Annotated in this window: 22 protein-coding genes and 3 tRNA genes; 5 read left to right on the top strand and 20 right to left on the bottom strand. The window is 67.4% G+C overall.

Going from position 1 to position 17686, the window contains the following annotated elements:
* Window positions 1–154 precede the first annotated feature (154 nt).
* Both rplL and rplJ read right to left on the bottom strand, forming a co-directional pair.
* Window positions 155–538: a 50S ribosomal protein L7/L12 gene (rplL, locus tag ACIRG5_RS46455; RefSeq protein ID WP_090065888.1), complete on the bottom strand. Its 384-nt coding sequence runs from the start codon at window positions 536–538 to the stop codon at window positions 155–157.
* Between the two features lie 56 nt (window positions 539–594).
* Window positions 595–1149 carry a 50S ribosomal protein L10 gene (rplJ, locus tag ACIRG5_RS46450; protein WP_093606340.1) on the bottom strand — a complete coding sequence of 185 codons (555 nt, stop codon included), beginning with the start codon at window positions 1147–1149 and terminating at the stop codon, window positions 595–597.
* Window positions 1150–1389: 240 nt separating this feature from the next.
* On the opposite strand from rplJ, the gene ACIRG5_RS46445 reads away from it, so the two are divergent.
* On the top strand, window positions 1390–2097 hold the full coding sequence (locus tag ACIRG5_RS46445) for a hypothetical protein (RefSeq protein WP_402917585.1): 708 nt from the start codon (window positions 1390–1392) through the stop codon (window positions 2095–2097).
* On the opposite strand, the gene ACIRG5_RS46440 is transcribed toward ACIRG5_RS46445, so the two are convergent.
* A complete protein-coding gene (locus ACIRG5_RS46440) occupies window positions 2094–2936 on the bottom strand; it encodes an NAD(P)-dependent oxidoreductase (protein WP_402917582.1) in 843 nt (280 codons plus the stop codon). The two genes, ACIRG5_RS46445 and ACIRG5_RS46440, sit on opposite strands and share 4 nt — an antisense overlap.
* Before the next feature lie 84 nt (window positions 2937–3020).
* Between ACIRG5_RS46440 and ACIRG5_RS46435 the strand changes: the two genes are divergently transcribed.
* Entirely contained in the window at window positions 3021–3992 is a 972-nt protein-coding gene (locus ACIRG5_RS46435; protein WP_402917579.1) for a helix-turn-helix domain-containing protein, read from the top strand.
* A gap of 63 nt (window positions 3993–4055) precedes the next feature.
* On the opposite strand, the gene rplA is transcribed toward ACIRG5_RS46435, so the two are convergent.
* From rplA to ACIRG5_RS46375, 12 genes are all read right to left on the bottom strand, one after another.
* The gene (gene rplA / locus ACIRG5_RS46430) at window positions 4056–4766 is read right to left on the bottom strand and encodes a 50S ribosomal protein L1 (RefSeq protein ID WP_093606345.1); all 711 of its coding nucleotides are present in this window, start codon (window positions 4764–4766) and stop codon (window positions 4056–4058) included.
* A 78-nt stretch (window positions 4767–4844) separates the two neighbouring features.
* Entirely contained in the window at window positions 4845–5279 is a 435-nt protein-coding gene (rplK, locus tag ACIRG5_RS46425) for a 50S ribosomal protein L11 (RefSeq protein ID WP_030478269.1), read from the bottom strand.
* A gap of 86 nt (window positions 5280–5365) precedes the next feature.
* Window positions 5366–6187 carry a transcription termination/antitermination protein NusG gene (gene nusG, locus ACIRG5_RS46420; RefSeq protein WP_402917574.1) on the bottom strand — a complete coding sequence of 274 codons (822 nt, stop codon included), beginning with the start codon at window positions 6185–6187 and terminating at the stop codon, window positions 5366–5368.
* Window positions 6188–6227: 40 nt separating this feature from the next.
* Window positions 6228–6641: a preprotein translocase subunit SecE gene (gene secE / locus ACIRG5_RS46415; protein WP_319976890.1), complete on the bottom strand. Its 414-nt coding sequence runs from the start codon at window positions 6639–6641 to the stop codon at window positions 6228–6230.
* A gap of 37 nt (window positions 6642–6678) precedes the next feature.
* Window positions 6679–6751 (bottom strand) — tRNA-Trp (locus tag ACIRG5_RS46410).
* Window positions 6752–6987: 236 nt separating this feature from the next.
* A complete protein-coding gene (locus tag ACIRG5_RS46405; protein WP_319976889.1) occupies window positions 6988–7395 on the bottom strand; it encodes a MaoC/PaaZ C-terminal domain-containing protein in 408 nt (135 codons plus the stop codon).
* On the bottom strand, window positions 7392–7841 hold the full coding sequence (locus ACIRG5_RS46400; protein WP_402917571.1) for a MaoC family dehydratase N-terminal domain-containing protein: 450 nt from the start codon (window positions 7839–7841) through the stop codon (window positions 7392–7394). Before ACIRG5_RS46400 ends, ACIRG5_RS46405 begins: the two co-directional genes overlap by 4 nt.
* 72 nt (window positions 7842–7913) lie before the next feature.
* Window positions 7914–8078: a 50S ribosomal protein L33 gene (gene rpmG, locus ACIRG5_RS46395; RefSeq protein WP_319976887.1), complete on the bottom strand. Its 165-nt coding sequence runs from the start codon at window positions 8076–8078 to the stop codon at window positions 7914–7916.
* Between the two features lie 180 nt (window positions 8079–8258).
* A tRNA-Met gene (locus ACIRG5_RS46390) sits at window positions 8259–8331 on the bottom strand.
* A 44-nt stretch (window positions 8332–8375) separates the two neighbouring features.
* Window positions 8376–8451, bottom strand: a tRNA-Thr gene (locus ACIRG5_RS46385).
* Between the two features lie 74 nt (window positions 8452–8525).
* Window positions 8526–11132 carry a putative bifunctional diguanylate cyclase/phosphodiesterase gene (locus ACIRG5_RS46380; RefSeq protein WP_402917568.1) on the bottom strand — a complete coding sequence of 869 codons (2607 nt, stop codon included), beginning with the start codon at window positions 11130–11132 and terminating at the stop codon, window positions 8526–8528.
* A gap of 158 nt (window positions 11133–11290) precedes the next feature.
* Window positions 11291–12043: a PhzF family phenazine biosynthesis protein gene (locus tag ACIRG5_RS46375; RefSeq protein ID WP_402917565.1), complete on the bottom strand. Its 753-nt coding sequence runs from the start codon at window positions 12041–12043 to the stop codon at window positions 11291–11293.
* A 30-nt stretch (window positions 12044–12073) separates the two neighbouring features.
* Between ACIRG5_RS46375 and ACIRG5_RS46370 the strand changes: the two genes are divergently transcribed.
* Together ACIRG5_RS46370 and ACIRG5_RS46365 are read left to right on the top strand one after the other, a co-directional pair.
* Window positions 12074–12892 (top strand): GNAT family N-acetyltransferase, encoded by an 819-nt coding sequence (locus tag ACIRG5_RS46370; protein WP_402917562.1) that lies wholly within the window; start codon window positions 12074–12076, stop codon window positions 12890–12892.
* Between the two features lie 138 nt (window positions 12893–13030).
* Window positions 13031–13240 carry a hypothetical protein gene (locus ACIRG5_RS46365; RefSeq protein WP_319976883.1) on the top strand — a complete coding sequence of 70 codons (210 nt, stop codon included), beginning with the start codon at window positions 13031–13033 and terminating at the stop codon, window positions 13238–13240.
* 110 nt (window positions 13241–13350) lie between these two features.
* Here the strand turns inward: ACIRG5_RS46365 and ACIRG5_RS46360 are convergent, their stop codons facing one another.
* The 3 genes from ACIRG5_RS46360 to ACIRG5_RS46350 form a co-directional block, all read right to left on the bottom strand.
* Entirely contained in the window at window positions 13351–13776 is a 426-nt protein-coding gene (locus ACIRG5_RS46360) for a carboxymuconolactone decarboxylase family protein (RefSeq protein WP_402917558.1), read from the bottom strand.
* A gap of 78 nt (window positions 13777–13854) precedes the next feature.
* Window positions 13855–14589, bottom strand: a complete 735-nt coding sequence (locus ACIRG5_RS46355) for an SDR family NAD(P)-dependent oxidoreductase (protein ID WP_402917555.1) — start codon at window positions 14587–14589, stop codon at window positions 13855–13857.
* Window positions 14586–15410 (bottom strand): NAD(P)-dependent oxidoreductase, encoded by an 825-nt coding sequence (locus ACIRG5_RS46350; protein WP_402917552.1) that lies wholly within the window; start codon window positions 15408–15410, stop codon window positions 14586–14588. Before ACIRG5_RS46350 ends, ACIRG5_RS46355 begins: the two co-directional genes overlap by 4 nt.
* An 83-nt stretch (window positions 15411–15493) precedes the next feature.
* On the opposite strand from ACIRG5_RS46350, the gene ACIRG5_RS46345 reads away from it, so the two are divergent.
* The gene (locus tag ACIRG5_RS46345) at window positions 15494–15847 is read left to right on the top strand and encodes a winged helix-turn-helix transcriptional regulator (protein WP_402917549.1); all 354 of its coding nucleotides are present in this window, start codon (window positions 15494–15496) and stop codon (window positions 15845–15847) included.
* Between the two features lie 14 nt (window positions 15848–15861).
* Here ACIRG5_RS46345 and ACIRG5_RS46340 read toward each other — a convergent pair whose 3' ends face one another.
* Window positions 15862–16527: a protein phosphatase 2C domain-containing protein gene (locus ACIRG5_RS46340; protein WP_402917546.1), complete on the bottom strand. Its 666-nt coding sequence runs from the start codon at window positions 16525–16527 to the stop codon at window positions 15862–15864.
* A gap of 122 nt (window positions 16528–16649) precedes the next feature.
* Window positions 16650–17672 carry an alpha/beta hydrolase gene (locus ACIRG5_RS46335; protein ID WP_402917543.1) on the bottom strand — a complete coding sequence of 341 codons (1023 nt, stop codon included), beginning with the start codon at window positions 17670–17672 and terminating at the stop codon, window positions 16650–16652.
* Window positions 17673–17686: the final 14 nt, after the last annotated feature.

Genomic DNA, 17686 nt, shown 5'->3' with positions numbered 1-17686 from the left:
AGCCCCCAGGGGAAGCACGCAACAGAACGGCCACCCACAAGGCGACCACCCACAACAGCCGCAGAACACAAAACGGGCGTGCACCCCCAACAAAGGGGATACACGCCCGTTCAAGCACTACAAGGCAAAACGCCAGCCCCCGAGGGGGCAAGGATCACTTGACGGTGATCTTGGCGCCCGCAGCCTCGAGCTTCTCCTTGGCGGCGTCGGCAACGTCCTTCGCCACGCCCTCGAGGATCGCCTTCGGAGCGGACTCGACGAGCTCCTTGGCCTCCTTCAGGCCCAGGCCCGAGACGACCTCGCGGACGACCTTGATGACCTGGATCTTCTTCTCGCCCGCGGACTCGAGGACGACGTTGAAGTCCGTCTGCTCCTCGGCCTCTTCGGCAGCCGCGGCGGGACCGGCGGCGGCAACGGCGACGGGCGCCGCGGCGGTGACCTCGAAGGTCGTCTCGAACTGCTTCACGAACTCGGACAGCTCGAGGAGGGTCATCTCCTTGAACGCGTCGAGCAGCTCTTCGGTGCTGAGCTTCGCCATGATCGGCGGTCCTTTCTAATCTCCCGCGCGAAAGCGTCGGGCGTGTCTTTGGGTGATCAGCTTTCGGCGGGAGCGTCGGCTTCGGCGGCGGGAGCCGCGGCGGCCTTCTTCTCCTGCAGGGCAGCAGCCAGGCGAGCGACCTGGGAAGCCGGGGCGTTGAACAGACCCGCGGCCTTGGCCAGGTTGCCCTTCATCGCGCCCGCGAGCTTCGCGAGCAGCACCTCACGGGTTTCGAGGTCCGCGATAGCGGTGACCTCGTCGACCGAGAGCGGGCGGCCATCCATGTAGCCGCCCTTGATGATCAGGGCCTTGTTGTCCTTCGCGAAGTCGCGGATCGCCTTGGCGGCGTCGACGGGCTCGCCCTCGACGAACGCGATGGCGGTCGGACCGGACAGAAGGGCCTCGAGGCCCTCCACACCGGCGTCCGCAGCAGCGAGCTTGACGAGCGTGTTCTTCGCGACGGTGTACTTGGTGCCCGCGCCGAGAGCGCGACGCAGCGTGGTGAGCTGCGCCATGGAGAGGCCACGGTACTCAGTGACAACCGCTGCCGAGCTGGTGCGGAACGAATCCGCGAGCTCAGCGACCGCCGTAACCTTCGTGGGCTTCGCCATGATCGCCTCCTCTCTGGGCTGGGTTAGACCCCTGGTGAGAAGGCTCCGAAACAACAAAAACGCCCTCGCGCACAAGCAGCACGGGGCGTCGTAAGACTGACCTCGTCCTCCCTGCGCGGGCCGCCCGTGTTGCAACGGGGCCTTCGCTCTCCCTGGGGAGAACACCTGCGGTCTTCGGTAGAACCAGGCAAAACAGTACTCGACTGTGTACCGCCGTTCCAAATCGGCATGATGTGACCTGTGACCGACGAGCCCGGCAAGGACCTCGCGCCCCGCCAGCCGCAGCCGCAGCCGCCCGCCCCGCAGGTGGATCCGGAGCAGCTGCGGCAGTTCCAGGAGTTCCAGCGCTTCCAGGAGTACCAGCGCTACCAGGAGGCGACGGGCCAGGCACCCCAGGCCCCGAAGCAACCCGGCGGCAAGCGCTGGTGGCTCGTCGTGCTCGGCAGCGGCATCTTCTGGCGGGCGCTCTTCTTCCTGCTCGTCGTCTTCTCCGCCGTCTGGGCCTACAACCACTTCTTCGGCGTCGACGATCCCGGCGACATCGCCCAGGACAGCGGCGGCGTGACGGGCGCGGCGCAGGGCCTGTCCGCACCGGCCGGCCTGCAGGGCACCGTCGGCATGTTCTACAAGCACGTGTCGTTCGCCGACACGACCCGCGCCTGCACGCTCTTCCTGCGCGACGACACCCGGCAGAAGTTCGCGAACGCTCAAGGCGCAAGCGATTGCGCGGCCGCGGTCAAGACCCTGAAGTCCAAGGTCACCAGCGTCGACAAGTACCAGCAGGTCATGTTCCCGCCGGACATGCTCAAGACGCCGACCACCACCAAGGTCACCATCGACTCCTGCGCCCTGACCGTCGAGGGCGGCCCGCGCCTCGGCACGTTCGTGGTCGAGAAGATCAACGCGGGCTGGGTCATCACCGACTGGTCCGAAAGCACCTGCGGCTAGAAGGACTCGACGGCGCGGGCGAGGCTCTCCTCCCCGCGCCCTTCGGAAACCTGCCGATCGACCAACGCCTTGAACGCGTCGAGTCCGGCGAACGGCACGCCCTGCGCCCGAGCCGCGCGGATCAACGTGGCCAGCCCCGACTGGTTCATCGCCAGGCTCGACTCCCCACCGGCGTAACTCCCGCCGTCGATCTCCCCCGCGAACGTGGTCAGCGCGGGCTGAAGATCGGTCAGCCACGACAACAACATCGGCGTGAGCTCACCGACGTCGATCCCGTTGGCTCGCGCCAGCGCGGCCGCGTGCAGGAACCCGCCGAGCAGCCCGTACATCCCAGATAGGATCGCCACGTCGTACCCGGAGGCGCGACCGGCGTCGCCCCCGAGGAACGTGACCTTCCCCAGCTGCGCCAACGACTTCTGCCACCGCTCATGCACAACCGCGGATCCGCTGTAGATGATCGACGACGCGTCGGTGCCGATCGTCTGGGGCACCGCGTACACCGCACCGTGCAGGTACTCGGCTCCGTTCGCCGCAGCCCACCCAGCCAGCTCACGAGCGTCGTCAGGAGTGCCGGAGGTGAGGTTCACCAACGCCTTCCCGCGCACGTCGACGCCAGCCAGAACCTGTTGTGCCGCTTGATGATCGAGCATCGCAACGACCACGAGTCCACTTGCCGCCACCGCGTCCGCCGCAGTGCTCGCGACGGTCGCCGCAAGCCCCTCGGCCTTCCCTGCGGACCGGTTCCAGACCGTCACAGCACGGTCCGCCCGCACAAACGTCTCCGCCAGCGCACGCCCAAGATTGCCCAGCCCCAGCACGGTGATCGCTTCAGAAGTCATGGGTCCAGCTTCGCCGCGCGTGATCAACTCGACCAGTGACCGGAATGACCCCTATCACCAAATTCCTGCCATAGGCTGGATCCCATGAGTGCCGGCTCCGTCGCCCTGATCGTGCCCACCGACTTCGGCGTCGCCGACCTCTACGAGCTGGGCATCCCCGCCGCGGTCTTCGGCACGCCACAGCCCGACCTCGCCGACCCCTGGTACGAGTTGTGGTTGTGCGGCACCGGATCCAGCACGCGAGGCACCGGTCCCGGATTCACCCTGCACACGACCCACAGCCTCGATGACGTCGTGCACGCGGACACCGTCTTCGTGTCGTGGGTGCCGGAAGAGGTGATCGAGGACAACGCGCCCGTGCCACCGGAACTGGTCTCCGCGCTGCGCAAGGCTCACGACAACGGTGCGCGGATCGTCTCCCAGTGCGTCGGGGCGTACGCACTGGCCGCGGCCGGCCTGCTCGACGGTCGCAGGGCGACCGCGCACTGGATGCACACCGCTCTGCTGGCCGAGCGCCATCCGAAGATCGAGGTCGACGACTCGGTGCTCTACGTCGACGAGGGGGATGTGCTGACCAGTGCGGGCATGACCGCCGGGCTCGACCTCTGCCTACACCTGGTGCGCCGCGACCTGGGCGCCCACGTCGCCGACCAACTGGCTCGCCGGATGATCGTGCCGGGGCACCGCCCGGGAAGCCGGAGCCAGGTCATCGACCTGTCGATCCCTCCGGACAACAGCGAAAGCCTGGAATCGGCACTCGACTGGGCACGCACCCGTCTCGACGAACCGCTGACCATCGACGACCTGGCACGCAGGGCCGCGATGAGCCCGCGGACCTTCTACCGCAAGCTCCAGGCCGCGACCGGCACGACACCGTTGCAGTGGCTGCTCAACGAACGCGTCGCGCGGGCGCAGGCGTTGCTGGAGTCCACCAGCCTGTCCGTGGAGAAGATCGCGGGCCTGAGCGGCATCGGTACGTCCAACAACCTCCGCCACCACTTCCTGAAGCTGGTGGGGAAGTCCCCGAGCGACTACCGGCAGACGTTCCAGCACTGAGACAGCAGAAAGGCCCCCGGCGAACCGGGGGCCTTTCTCAGTTCAAGCTGGAACCGGGGAGGCTCAGGCCTCGTCCACCAGCATGTTGCGGGTGCGGTTCGGGTCGACCGGGATGCCGGGGCCCATCGTCGTGGAGACGACGACCTTCTTGACGTACCGGCCCTTGGCCGCGGACGGCTTCGCACGGAGGATCTCGTCCAGCGCGGCCGCGTAGTTCTCGACCAGCTTCTCGGAGTCGAACGAGACCTTGCCGATGACGAAGTGCAGGTTGGCCTGCTTGTCAACGCGGAAGTTGATCTTTCCGCCCTTGATCTCGTTGACGGCCTTCGCGACCTCGGGGGTCACGGTGCCCGTCTTCGGGTTCGGCATCAGGCCACGCGGGCCCAGGATGCGGGCGATGCGACCGACCTTGGCCATCTGGTCGGGGGTCGCGATCGCGGCGTCGAAGTCGAGCCAGCCACCCTGGATGCGCTCGATCAGGTCCTCGGAGCCAACGGCGTCCGCACCGGCGGCCTCGGCCTCAGCGGCCTTGTCACCGGTTGCGAAGACGATCACGCGGGCGGTCTTGCCCGTACCGTGCGGCAGATTCACGGTGCCGCGGACCATCTGGTCGGCCTTGCGAGGGTCGACGCCGAGGCAGATCGCAACCTCGACGGTCGCGTCCAGCTTCACCTTGGACGTTTCCTTGGCGAGCTTGGCGGCCTCGAGCGGCGAGTACAGCCGCTCCCGGTCCACCAGCTCTGCTGCGGCCTTGTAGGCCTTGCTGCGCTTCATAACTCTGTCCTTCGTGGATCAGTTCGTGGTGAATGAGCCGCGCTCGGCTCTCCCACGCTTGCTAAAAAGAGGGTGTGGTCAGCCTTCGACCGTGATGCCCATGGAACGGGCGGTGCCGGCGATGATCTTCGCGGCCTGGTCGATGTCGTTCGCGTTCAGGTCGACCATCTTGACCTGGGCGATGCTGCGCACCTGCTCCATGGTCACCTTGGCGACCTTGACGCGGTGGGGCTCGCCCGATCCCTTGTCGACACCAGCGGCGGCGAGGATGAGTCGCGCGGCCGGCGGGGTCTTCAGCTTGAAGTCGAACGAGCGGTCTTCGTACACGGAGATCTCAACCGGCACGACCTGACCGCGCTGCGACTCGGTCGCGGCGTTGTAGGCCTTGCAGAACTCCATGATGTTGACGCCGTGCTGACCCAGCGCGGGACCAACGGGAGGCGCCGGGTTGGCGGCACCAGCCTTGATCTGCAGCTTGATGATCGCTGACAGCTTCTTCTTCTTGGGAGGCATTGTCCGTACTTCCTGTTATTGCAGTGTCCGCGCGCGGCTCTGCCAGCCGCAGCGTGGCCGATCGGTCATCCGGTGAAGGAGACCGCTCAGATCTTGGAGACCTGGCTGAACGACAGCTCGACCGGCGTCTCCCGGCCGAAGATCGACACCAGGACCTTCAGCTTCTGGCCGTCCGCGTTGACCTCGCTGATGGTGGCGGGCAGCGTGGCGAACGGGCCGTCCATGACGGTGACCGACTCGCCGACCTCGAAGTCGACCTCGATGGTCGGCTTCGACACGGTGGTGGAGGCGGCCTTCTTGCCCTCGGCCGGCTTCTGCTCCTGCTGCGGGAGCAGGAACTTCAGCACCTCGTCGATCGTGAGGGGCGAGGGCTTCGAGGTGGCTCCGACGAACCCGGTGACGCCCGGCGTGTTGCGGACGGCGCTCCAGGACGCGTCGGTGAGCTCCATGCGGACCAGGATGTAGCCGGGCAGCACCTTGCGCTGCACCAGCTTGCGCTGGCCGTTCTTGATCTCGGTGACCTCTTCGGTCGGCACCTCGACCTGGAAGATGTAGTCCTCCATGTCGAGCGTGTGGATACGAGTCTCGAGGTTCGCCTTGACCTTGTTCTCGTAGCCCGCGTACGAGTGCACGACGTACCAGTCGCCGGGCGCGCGGCGCAGGGCCTGGCGCAGCTCTTCGGCGGGGTCCTCGGGCTCTTCGTCGATCGGCGTCTCGTCGATCGCGAGAACGTCGCCGTCTTCGGAGGCGACGGCCTCGTCGGACTCGTCGCTCTCGTCCGCGGTGTCAGTGGCCTCGGAGTCCACAGCCTCCGACTCGACCGTCTCGTCGGCAGCGGTGTCCTCGGACACCTCGTCGTCGATGAGGTCGGTCTTCTCCTGGGCGTCGACGCCGTTATCGGAGGTCACTGTGGATCTCGCTTCCTGATTGCAGCGGCAGCTGTGCGGCTTAGCCGAACAACTCGAAAACAGCCGCGCCGAAGCCGAGGTCGAGAGCCCACACCAGCGCAACCATGAAGACCACGAACACCAGCACGACGCCGGTGTAGGTGACGAGCTGCTTGCGCGTCGGCCAGATCACCTTGCGGAGTTCGCTGACGACCTCGCGGAGGTAGCGGAAGCCTCGCCCGATCAGCGAGGGACGCTTCTCCTGCCCTTCACGGGTCTTGGTCGGGCGACCCTTCTTCGCGTCCTCGTCCGACTCCTCGGACTTGGCGACGCTCTTCTTCGACTCGGCGCTGCTGCCGTCCTTGCGGGCGGCCGGGCGGGAGGAGGCACGACGTTCACGTCGCGCCGCAGCAGTGGACGGCCGGACAGCGCCTTCGCGCTCCTCCGGCTGGTCCTGCTCGCGGCCCTCGCTCATGCCGTGCCTCCACTCCACCCATGACGCGCTTCGACAGCAGGGGCGACAGGACTTGAACCTGCAACCTGCGGTTTTGGAGACCGCTGCTCTGCCAGTTGAGCTACACCCCTTTGAGATCCCACGAGAGATCCCCTGGCCAAGCAGGAAGTGTACGGGAGCCTGTCCCGTCCATTCCAACCAGACCGCTCAAGCACTTGCCGAGCGGCCTGTCGCACAGCCTACCCACACGCCGGTGGAGAAGACGAATCAGGGTCGGGCAACCGAGGTGCCCACCCGGCCCGAATCTCCCTTGAGCACCGCAAACACCACCGGACCGGATCGCCCGGTGGTGTTCTTGATCACAAGATCAAGCGACGCGCACGCGGGCGAAAGCGCCTGTCAACACCGACTTGCCCTCGAAAGCAGCGGTGATGTTGACCTTCACAGTTCCATCTTCGAAGTCCTTGGTGACCTTCGCGGTGACCTCGACCAGCGCGCCTTCGTCGTCGTTGGGCACCACGACCGGCCTGCCGAACCGGCAGCCGTACTCGACGATCGCACCGGGGTCGCCGATCCACTCCGCGACGATCCGCGAGGCGACGGCCATGGTCAGCATGCCGTGCGCGATCACGTCCGGCAGGCCGACGTCCTTCGCGGTCTTCTCGTTCCAGTGGATGGGGTTGAAGTCCAGCGAGGCGCCCGCGTAGCGGACCAGGTCGTCGCGCTTGAGGCGCACGGACAGCGCCGGCAGTTCCGTTCCGACTTCGACGGTCACGCGTCTTCTCCCCTCACGACGAGCATCGACTTGGCGGTGGTGACGGGCTCGCCGTCCACCGTGGTGATCTCGGTCCGCACGGTCACCATGTCGTTGCCCATGCGGGACGTGATGGCGTCGATGTGCGCCGTGCTGACGAGCTGGTCGCCCGCGGTGATGGCGCGGTGGTGCGTGAAGTTCTGGTCGCCGTGCACGACGCGGCTGTAGTCGAGCTTCAGCTCCGGGTCGAACATGACGGTCTCGTTCGTCTTCATCGACACGACGATCGCGAACGTCGGCGGCGCGATGACGTCCTTGTGCCCCAACGCCTTCGCGGCTTCCGCGTCGAGGTACGCCGGGCTGGTCGCGCCGATCGCCTCGGCGAACTCGCGGATCTTCTCGCGGCTCACGTCGTACGGCTGCGACGGCGGATAACTACGTCCGATGAAAACGGGGTCGAGAGGCACCGAGTGAGCCTATATGCGACGAGGCCCGCCCCACGGATGTGGGACGGGCCTCGTCGAAGAGTGGCTACGCGCTCAGCGGGTTTCCTTGTGCGAGCGGTGCGTCTTGCAGTTCGGGCAGAACTTCTTGATCTCCAGGCGGTCCGGGTCGTTGCGACGGTTCTTCCTGGTGATGTAGTTCCGGTGCTTGCACTCCTCGCACGCGAGGGTGATCTTCGGGCGTACGTCGGTTGCAGCCACGGTCCTTGCCTTCCTGAGAGCACACGTACCCCGACCTCGGAAGAGGCGACCGGTACGGGCTTACCGCCCGGCGGGGGCGGGCAACGAGGTTGCTGCCCGGGGGTGTGGGGGTTGGACCCCCAAAATCATGCGGAGCGAGGACGGTCGGCGCTTTCCGCCGACAGACCACGCCCACTCGCGTAGCGGTGGCCGGACTTGAACCGGCGACACAGCGATTATGAGCCGCTTGCTCTACCAACTGAGCTACACCGCTTTAACACAACCACAAGCCGCAGCGCACAGCACTGCGGCCAGTAGTGGAGCCCCTTTACGGAATCGAACCGTAGACCTTCTCCTTACCATGGAGACGCTCTGCCGACTGAGCTAAAGGGGCTTGCTCTTTCGTTCTTGCCGAGCGAGGAGAACTCTACAACATCGGTCCAGCGAGAACGAAATCCGGGGGTGCCTTTAGTGCACCAGCGTGAGCACCGTCTCATCGCGAGCACCCCTGACCTGCACCGTTCGGGCGCGCAGCCAGGCCTCGAAGCGATCTTCGGACAGCGGCCTGGAGATCAGGTAGCCCTGGGCCACGTCGCAACCCATGCCCACCAACTGATCCCGCGCGGCGTCGTCCTCGACGCCCTCGGCGACGACCACGAGACCGAGCGAGTGCCCGAGCTCCACGATCGACCGGACCACGGCCATGTCACCGAGATCCGTGCCCATCCCGAGCACGAACGACTTGTCGATCTTCACCTCGTCGACCGGCAGCTGGCGCAGGTACGCGAGCGACGAGTAGCCCGTGCCGAAGTCGTCGACCGCCAGCACGACGCCTATCGCGTGCAGGCGCCGCAACACCGGCAGAGCGCGCTCAGGATCGGCCATGACGCCGGACTCGGTGAGTTCGAAGGTCAACAGGCCCGACGGCACGTCGTGGCGCTCCAGGGCGGCCTCGACGCGGTTCGGGAACTCCTCGTCGCCCAGAGTGCGCACCGACAGGTTGACCGCGATGGACATCCGCAGGCCTCGGTCGAGCCAGCGGCGCACGCGTTCGAGAGCGCGATCCATCACGAAGTCCGTCAGCACGTCGACGAGACCGGTGGCCTCGACGGCGGGCACGAACTCGTCCGGGTCGACGCGGCCGAACTCCGGATGTGTCCAGCGCACCAACGCTTCGGCGCCCACGACCTGTCGTGATGGCAGGGCGACCTTCGGCTGGTAGTGCACCGAGATCTGGCCGGTCTCGACGGCCTGGCGGAACTGCGTCACGAGCTGGAAGCGGCGCAGGAACAGGTGGCCCATCGACGGCGCGTAGGCCTTCACCGGCGTGCCCTCGGACGTCGCGCGCACGGCGACGTCCGCCCGCTGCAGCAACGCGTCGGGGTCCGGGTCCTCGGTCTCGGAGTCCGCCTTGGACGCGTAACCCACGACCGCGGAGGCCTCGACCGTCAGCCGGTCGACCGGGTACGGCACGGAAAGCCCCGCACGCAACCGTTCCGCGGTCTCGTGGGCGGTGGCCGCACGCTCGTCGTCGAGGTACGCGGCGAACGCGCCACCCTCCAGTCGAGCCAGCGGCACGTCGGCGCCGAGGGCGTCCCGCAGCCGGCGTCCGGCGGCGACGACCATCCGGTTGCCCCAGGCCTGACCCAGCGCGTCGGAGACGGTCGACAGGATGTCGAGGTCGATGCGCAGCACCACACCGCTCTGGGACTCGCGCAACGGCTCTGCGCACGCCTCGCGGAAGCCGGGCCGGTTCAGCAGACCCGTCAGCGGGTCGTGGTAGGCGTCGTGGCGCAGGCGGGCCAGCAGACGCCGGTTGTCGACGGCCGTCGCGAGGTGCGAGGCCAGGGTCCTGAGCAGCTGGATGTCGGCCTTGCCGAAACCACGCCAGCGGGACAGCCGGTCGTGCGCCTCGACGGCACCGAGGAGCTGGGTCGCGCCGCGCAACGGGACGACCAGCGCTTCTTGCGCGTCACGGCGCAGCAGGGCCTCCGTGACGTCCTCGGTCGCGTCGGCCACGCGGTAGTAGCGGACGTGCGTGCCCGGCAGTTGCAGAACCGGGTCCTCGCGAACGGCACGCGGGTCGGTCGCGGTCATCTCGTCGGGCAGCGGTTCCCCGGCGACGAGGGTGATCATGGCTTCCTGCGGGTCGGTGCGCAGGCGCAGCACGACCCTGTTGGCGTTGAGCTGCTCGCGGATGCGTTCCGCGATGAGCTGCCACTCGTCCTCTTCGACGCCCGTGGTGAGGTCGTCGTCGGGCTGGCGCGGACCGGTGCCGTGCTGTCCCGACCTCGCGACACGAAGGCTGACCTCGCTCAACGCCTCCAGGTCGCGCTGTTCGCGCAGCAGTCCGGAGTAGGCGAGGTAGGTGGCCACGATGCCCGCGAGCACCAGGATGATCAGGACGCCGCCCCAGTCGGTGGTGGCGACGATCTGGTAGCCGACGAGGCCGATCGAGGTGTTCAGCAGCGCCACGACCAGCGTCTGCAACACGAGACGGAGGCTGTTGCTGACGCGCATCGACTTGCCCATGAGGCGCAACGCGCAGAGGCCCAGCACGCTCGCTAGGAGCGGCACGGTGATGGTTCCGACGAACGCGCCCGCCCAGAACGGACCACCGGCGCCGATCATCCGGTTCACGGCCTCGGCGGCGGCGAACGCCACGGAGATCTCCATGAACATGAGGCCCGCGTTGTAGACGGCCCTGTCCAGGATCCGCCTGCCGAGCAACGTGCCCACGCCCGCGACCACGTGCGCGGCGAGCACGATCTCGAACGGCGCCACCAGCAGGCCCAGCACCAGCGGGATCTCGGTGAAGGAGATCGTCCACGCGACGCCGCTGCGGACGTCGACGTTGATCGCGAGCTGTTCCGCCAGCAGAAAGCCGACGACGAGTAGAGGGCCGATCCAGAAGAGGGAGGGAGTCTCCTTCTCCGGGAGCCAGACCGCGACCATGGCCGCGCAGGCGATGCCGGCCACCAGGAGGGTGACGGCGAACGCGCTGAACGCGCGGTTGGTCGACTTGGCCGACCAGGCGGCCGAGTCCGACACGGGGGCCGACGCTCGGTCGGACATCCAGCCTCCTCGTCGGCCTGGGTGGGGGAACCTCTAGGCGTGACTGAGGGGTCCCGCACTTCGCGATCAGGACCCCTCCAGGGGCACCAATGTACCCCGCTCGGGGGACGAAATGGCAGGTCGAGCACGTCTAGTGACATCGATTCACCCAGACGTGGCTACTCGACGAGGTGTCCCCGGAGCACCGTCACGGCCTGCCCCGAGAGCAGTACGCGATCTTGCGCGAGGGTCGTCCTGACGAACCCTCCGCGCGGTGACGCCTGCTCCGCCAGCAGGTCAGCCCGCTTGAGCCGAGGCACCCAATAGGACGCAAGGGTGCAGTGGGCCGATCCGGTGACGGAGTCCTCCGGGACGCCGGCGGCCGGATAGAAGCACCGGCTGACGATGTCCGCGTCGCCGTCGCCGGCGGCCGTCACGATTACTCCGCGTGACGGGATTTGTGCCAGTCCTTGGACATCAGGTCGCACGGAGCGGACTTCCGCGGCGCTCCCCAACTCGATCAGGTAGTCGAAGCGCCCGCGCGACACGGACTTGATCGTCGCATGTGGCAGCGCTTCCGCTAGACCGATTGGCGGGTCAGTCAACTCTGGAGGGTCCGCGGGGAAGTCCATCCGGACCCACCCGTCGTCATTTGTGCATGTGAGCACCCCACTACGCGTGGTGAACGCCTGCTCGCCGCCCAGGACGTGCGCGGTGGCGAGGGTGGCGTGCCCGCAGAGGTCCACCTCGACCTCGGGCGTGAACCAGCGGAGGTGGTTGTCCGGGGTGACGAAGGCCGTCTCGGCGTGCTTCATCTCGGCGGCGACCTGCTGCATCCAGGCGTCGTCGCGCGGTTCGGTGAGGAGCACGACCGCGGCGGGGTTGCCCGCGAACGGCTTGCTGGTGAACGAGTCCACGACGTAAATCTCCACGCCGCCGACCCTGCCATGCTCAGATGAGGAGTGACCGAGACTTTCTCCTACCGCGAAGCAGATCCCGACTCGCTGCTCCCGACCTGGGGTGCGTTGCGCACGCACAGCCTGACCTGGCAGCCCGGCTGCGACCTGCCGACGTTGCTCGACGAGTGGGAAACCCGCCTCACCGGCCTGGACGACCCGGACACCGTGGCTGTCGTGACGCTGCCCAGCCACGAGACAGCCGGCGCGCTCCCGCTGATCCACCACGGCTTCGCGCCGCTCACGGTGATCGCCGAACGCCGCGCTGGACGTGCCCCCGCAGCGCGTCCCTCCGGCGTGCGCATCCGCCCCGCGACCTCCGCCGACCTGGACGTCGCCGTCGAACTGAACATGCACACCGTCCGGTACGACGCGGCGTTCGGTCTGGTCACCGAACGCCCCAACACCGCGAAGCACATGCGGACCGCGCTGGCCGAGGTGCTCGGTCGAGACCACGAGGCGATGTGGCTCGCCGTCCTGGACGACACGCCCGTCGGCATGATCTACGTCGACATGCCGCAGGAGGCGGGGTGGATGAACCGGTTCGCCACGGCGCGCCCGTTCGCGTACCTCGGACATCTCGGCGTCCGGCCGGACGTGCGGGGCAGCGGGGCGGGCAGCGCTCTCGCGGCGCACGCGCACGCCGTTCTGGACGACGCCGGCGTGGCGTCGACGCTGCTCCACCACGCTCTGCCGAACCCGCGCTCGACGCCGTTCTGGTACTCGAACGGCTATCGGCCGGCCTGGACGACCTGGGCGCGCCGTCCCGCGTTGCGCTCTTCTTCCGGCGTGTCTTCGCAACCCGATCGGCCTAGTGGGACATGATCTACCCGTTCACACAAGCGAAGAAGCCAAACGAACCCGTACTTGTGGAACGGATCCGGCCTCCATATCGACAAAGGGGACAACGGATTCGAACACTCCTGGGGGGTCGAGATGGAACTCAGCGGAAGAGCGAGAGCGATGCTGCGGGCTGTCGCCGCGGGACGCGCCGAGGTCACAGGCGGGGTCGAGCCCGATCTGTACGTCGACGGACTGCCCTGCTGCGACCAGATGGCGACGCACGACCTCGTGCACGCGGGACTGCTGCGCCCTTCGCAGCCAACGAGCTTCGGCCTTCGCGTCTGCGCGGAACTGACCGACGACGGCCGGGCGGCACTCGCCGCGATCTGATCAGCGCGTTGATCGCCCAGTGATCGAACATCTGTTCGATATGGGGTATGCTCCGCGCTGAAGCCGGCACGCAAGAGAGAGGAAGCTCTTGCGCGCCGGCTTCACCTTTTTCAGGCCACCTTCTGCTGCGTGGCAACGTTCATGCGGTTCCACAGGTTGATCGCGCCGATGGCGATCACGAGACCCGCGAGCTCCTCCTCGCTGTAGTGCTTCGCGGCCTCGTTCCACACGTCGTCGCTCACGTGCACGTGGGTGATCTGCTCGGCGAGCGCGAACCCGGCCTTCTCGGCGTCGCTGTAGTAGGGCACGTCCCGCCACCCCGCGACGGCGTAGACCTTCTCGTCCGCCACGTTCGCCTGGCGCAGCAGCTTGGTGTGGTAGTCGATGCACATGCCGCAGCCGTTCATGATGCTGACCCGCAGGCAGATCAACTCGACGTAGTCCTCGTCCAGGCCCGTCTTCGCCGCGGCCTCCGACAGGTCCAGCAACGCCTTCATCGCGCCGGGCACGGACAAGATCGGGTTGGCGATCCTCATCTTCGTTCTCCTTCGTCGTCTGCTTCTCGGTCGACCCGGCGAGTGACGAAGGTGTGACAGGTTCTCCGAAGATTTCTTCTAGGCGCTGATCCCCTGGCCCAGGCCGCCGTCGACCGCGAGCTCCGTCCCCGTCGTGAACGTGGCCTCGAACGCCAGGAACAACACGGCACTCGCCACCTCGTCCATCGAGCCGTGACGCTTGAGCGGCGTGATGCGGTCGCCCTCCTCCTTGAACTGCCGGAGGATCTCGTCCGGCACGCCCGTGACGCCCATCGACGGGGTGTCGATGAACCCAGGGCTGACCACGTTGACCCGGACGTTCCTCGGCGCCAGCTCCGCCGCGAGCCCACGCGCGAACGCCCGCACCGCCGCCTTCGCGCCGGCGTAGACGCTCAGGCCCGGCGACCCCAGAACAGTGGCGACGCTCGTCGTGAAGACGATCGAGCCACCGTCCCTGATCAGCGGCGCCAGGTGCTGGGCGGTGAAGAACGCGCCCTTGGTGTTCACGTCGAACGTGCGGTCGTAGTCGGCCTCGGTGGCCTCGGCGAACGGCGTGAGAGTGGAGAACCCGACGTTGACGAACAGCAGGTCGATGTCCTGAAGTCGTTGCGCGACTTCAGTTCTGAGCGCGGCGATGTCGTTGAGGTCCGCCGCGTCGGACGCGATGGCGTGGGCCTTCAGGTCCTCTGCCTTGTCGGTCGTGCGGCCGGTCAGCACGACCTCGACGCCGTTCTCGATCAGCATCTCGACCGTCGCACGCCCCATGCCGTGCGTGCCGCCCGTGACGACGGCCTTCTTGCCCAGGTACTTCACTTCCGGATCTCCTCGATGACGCTCGCGATGCTGTGTGCGCCGTGGCCGTTGCTCTGGGCGCGTTCGAACAGGTCGTGCAGGGCCTGCGGAATCGTGGTGTCGAGGCCTTGCTCGCGGTTGGCCTCGGTGAGCAGCCGCAGCCCCGACACGTTGATGTCCAGCGCGGACACGTCGGTCTCGTAGTTCCCGCTCTGCGTCACCGCACCCATCTCGGGGAGGAACGTGGTCACGGTGGCGAGCCAGTCCGTGGCGAGCGGCGTGAACTTCTCCGGTGCGATGCCCGCGGTGCCGACCAGCGCGAGGGCCTGGAGGTAGCCGCCGAACACCGACCACATGACGCCGAGCAACGCCAGGTCGTACAGCGCGGCCAGTCCGGCGTCCTCGCCGAGGTGGACGGGTTCGCCGAAGACCTGCAACACATGGTGGTTCTCGTTGCCGCTGAACAGGATCCGCGCCTGTTCCGTACCGATCTGCTGCGGCACGGCCATGATCACGCCGTCGACGTACTCGACCCCGTTGGCCTCCGCCCACCGCGCGGTGGCACGAGCCTGCTCCGGCGTACCGGACGTCAGGTTGACGAGCGTCTTGATCTCGTTGGTGAGCAACGGTCGCTGAACGTCGTAAGTGGACAGACAGGTGACGACGACGTCGCTCCGGAACGCTTCTTCTGTTGTCGCGACTCTCTTGGCGCCTGCCGGCGTCGGCTTGGCCTCGGACCTGTTCCACACGGTCACTTCGTAGCCCTCGTCGACGAGAGCCTTCGCCAGCGCGCAGCCCATCCTGCCCAGGCCGAGCACGCTCACGGTCTTCTTGATCCCCATGCCGTGAATGCTCGTTCCAGCACTGACCAGACGACAAGTACCTACTATTTTGTCAGGTACCCACTTTTCGGTAAGGATCCTGGATGAAGCCACGGCAGTACGCGTGCGGCCTCGACGCGGCGATCGACGTGATCGGCGGCCGCTGGAAAGCGCTGATCCTCTGGGCGCTGCACCACGGCCCCGTGCGCACGGGCGAACTGCGCCGCTCCGTGTCCGGCATCAGCGAGAAGATGCTCATCCAGGTGCTGCGCGAGATGGAAGCGGACGAGATCGTGCACCGCGAGGTGTTCCACGAGGTGCCGCCACGCGTCGAGTACTCACTGACTCCGCTGGGCGTGCGCCTCAACGAGGCGCTGCACGCGTTGGGTGACTGGGGAGAGCAGAACATGCAGGCGATCGCACGCCGCCGAGGCGTGGAGCCGGCACCCAGACATTGAGCGGCAGGCGTCCGTCACCGATCGAGATAGACGACAGTCGCGTCGTCGGAAATCTTCTTGCGCGGCCAATCGACGGCCTTGGCGTCTTCCTTTTCGACCGCGCGCATTTTCCGAATGAGGTCGTCCGGCCCGTTCGCGGCCATCAGTTCGAGCGCCTGACGCCAATCGAAGAGGTTGAACAGGTCGACCGCACGCGCGGCACCGTCAGAGAGGATCGCAACGCGCCGCACGTCGGCCAACGGCACCTCGCCCGTGAGCGCGTGCTCGACGTCCACGGCCTTCGCACCAGCCGTGCGCTGCGTCTGCGTATCGCTCACCACGAGCAACTCGCCCTTGGTGTCGACCACGACCGTGGCGTCCCCAAGAACCAGGTACCGCAGCACGTCACCCTTGGTCTGCACCATCGCGATCGCCACACTCGGCGAGTCGGGATGATCGAGGTCGCACGTACCGGAGTGCAGCTCAGCGGCCTGCGCGATCGCTTCCTTCAGCGCCGCGGCCGGTTCGAGGTGGGCGAAGCGCAGGATCTCCGCGGACAACTGGTCGGCGAACCAGCCGACCCCGTGCTCGCAACCCGTCTCGGGCTTCGCCGTCACACCGTCGAGCACGGCGACCAGGTTCGGGCCGACGAGCGCGCGGTCCTCGCTCGGTGCCGTTGTCCTGCCGGCTTCGGTAGCCATCTGCGTACGCACTGAGATCCCCCTCGGTCCGACACGACGATACGACAACGGGCCCCTGACCAGTCCGGTCAGAGGCCCATCAGTCGTGCGTGGCGGGCAGAGGATTCGACCCTCTCAACGCCTCACCGGGAAACACGCCCCAGCTGACGGCGCAGCCATGCCGATCGAGCCGCGACGGCGTCCTGCGAGAGCACGGCATGGGGAACCACGACGTCGAACCCGTGGAACCCGCCGGGCCAGACGTGCAGTTCGACGTCGCAGCCCGCCTGCCACAGGCGGCTCGCGTGGGCGACGTCCTCGTCCCGGAACGTTTCGGCCGATCCGACGTCGACGAACGCGGGCGGCAGTCCGGAGAGGTCCGCGGCGCGGGAAGGCGCAGCGTACGGAGACACGTCCGGTCCTCCGCGCACGCCGTCGCCGAGAAGCGCGTTCCACCCGGTCTCGTTCGAGGAGCTGTCCCAGATGCCGAGGCCGCGCATCTGCCGAGCAGAGGGCGACTCGTTGCGGTCGTCCAGCATCGGCGACAGGAGCAGTTGGGCCAGGACGGCCGGGCCGTTGCGGTCGCGTGCCATCAGCGTGACACCTGCCGCGAGACCGCCGCCGGCGCTCGCACCGCCGATGACGATGCGCCCGGGGTCGATGTTGAGCTCGTGGGCGTGATCCGACATCCACACCAGGCCCGCGTAGCAGTCCTCGACGGGACCGGGGTGGGGTGTCTCGGGTGCGAGCCGGTACTCGACCGAGACCACGGCCATGCCCATCGGTTCGGCCAGGTTCACCATCTCGACCAGGCCGAACCGGTTGTCTCCGACGATCATGCCGCCACCGTGGACGTGGTAGATCGCCGGCGTCGGGGTCGCCGCGTGCTTCGGGAGGCAGATCAGCAGCGAGATGTCCGGTTCCCCAGACGGCCCCGGCACCACCCGTTCCTGCACGCTGTAGGCGCCACCGCGCGAGAGGATCTCGTCGGTCGGGGTCTCCACCCCGGGAACGGGCTTGCGCATCTCGACGATGTTGTCCGGACGGTACGCGTCAGGGGGCCGCAGGCCGGTCAGCATCTCGACGACGGGAGCGAGCTCCGGATCGAAGGGCGGGGGTGGTCCGACCGGCTGGGCGGAGGGCCGGTCCGTGACTTGCGTGGTCATGGGTTCTCCTTGCG

The organism is Lentzea sp. NPDC102401 (assembly GCF_044765805.1).
Taxonomy (GTDB): Bacteria; Actinomycetota; Actinomycetes; order Mycobacteriales; family Pseudonocardiaceae; genus Lentzea; species Lentzea sokolovensis.
This window is presented reverse-complemented; position numbering and strand designations above follow the sequence as displayed.

What these genes read in the sequence shown, in the direction of transcription:
- ACIRG5_RS46435 (WP_402917579.1), top strand. Translation starts at nt 3,021, where the DNA reads ATGAGTGCCGGCTCCGTCGCCCTGATCGTGCCCACCGACTTCGGCGTC.
- rplK (WP_030478269.1), bottom strand. Translation starts at nt 5,279, where the DNA reads ATGCCTCCCAAGAAGAAGAAGCTGTCAGCGATCATCAAGCTGCAGATC.
- rplA (WP_093606345.1), bottom strand. Translation starts at nt 4,766, where the DNA reads ATGAAGCGCAGCAAGGCCTACAAGGCCGCAGCAGAGCTGGTGGACCGG.
- ACIRG5_RS46365 (WP_319976883.1), top strand. Translation starts at nt 13,031, where the DNA reads ATGCTGCGGGCTGTCGCCGCGGGACGCGCCGAGGTCACAGGCGGGGTC.
- ACIRG5_RS46335 (WP_402917543.1), bottom strand. Translation starts at nt 17,672, where the DNA reads ATGACCACGCAAGTCACGGACCGGCCCTCCGCCCAGCCGGTCGGACCA.
- ACIRG5_RS46340 (WP_402917546.1), bottom strand. Translation starts at nt 16,527, where the DNA reads ATGGCTACCGAAGCCGGCAGGACAACGGCACCGAGCGAGGACCGCGCG.
- ACIRG5_RS46440 (WP_402917582.1), bottom strand. Translation starts at nt 2,936, where the DNA reads ATGACTTCTGAAGCGATCACCGTGCTGGGGCTGGGCAATCTTGGGCGT.
- ACIRG5_RS46350 (WP_402917552.1), bottom strand. Translation starts at nt 15,410, where the DNA reads ATGGGGATCAAGAAGACCGTGAGCGTGCTCGGCCTGGGCAGGATGGGC.
- ACIRG5_RS46360 (WP_402917558.1), bottom strand. Translation starts at nt 13,776, where the DNA reads ATGAGGATCGCCAACCCGATCTTGTCCGTGCCCGGCGCGATGAAGGCG.
- rplL (WP_090065888.1), bottom strand. Translation starts at nt 538, where the DNA reads ATGGCGAAGCTCAGCACCGAAGAGCTGCTCGACGCGTTCAAGGAGATG.
- secE (WP_319976890.1), bottom strand. Translation starts at nt 6,641, where the DNA reads ATGAGCGAGGGCCGCGAGCAGGACCAGCCGGAGGAGCGCGAAGGCGCT.
- ACIRG5_RS46380 (WP_402917568.1), bottom strand. Translation starts at nt 11,132, where the DNA reads ATGTCCGACCGAGCGTCGGCCCCCGTGTCGGACTCGGCCGCCTGGTCG.
- rplJ (WP_093606340.1), bottom strand. Translation starts at nt 1,149, where the DNA reads ATGGCGAAGCCCACGAAGGTTACGGCGGTCGCTGAGCTCGCGGATTCG.
- ACIRG5_RS46345 (WP_402917549.1), top strand. Translation starts at nt 15,494, where the DNA reads ATGAAGCCACGGCAGTACGCGTGCGGCCTCGACGCGGCGATCGACGTG.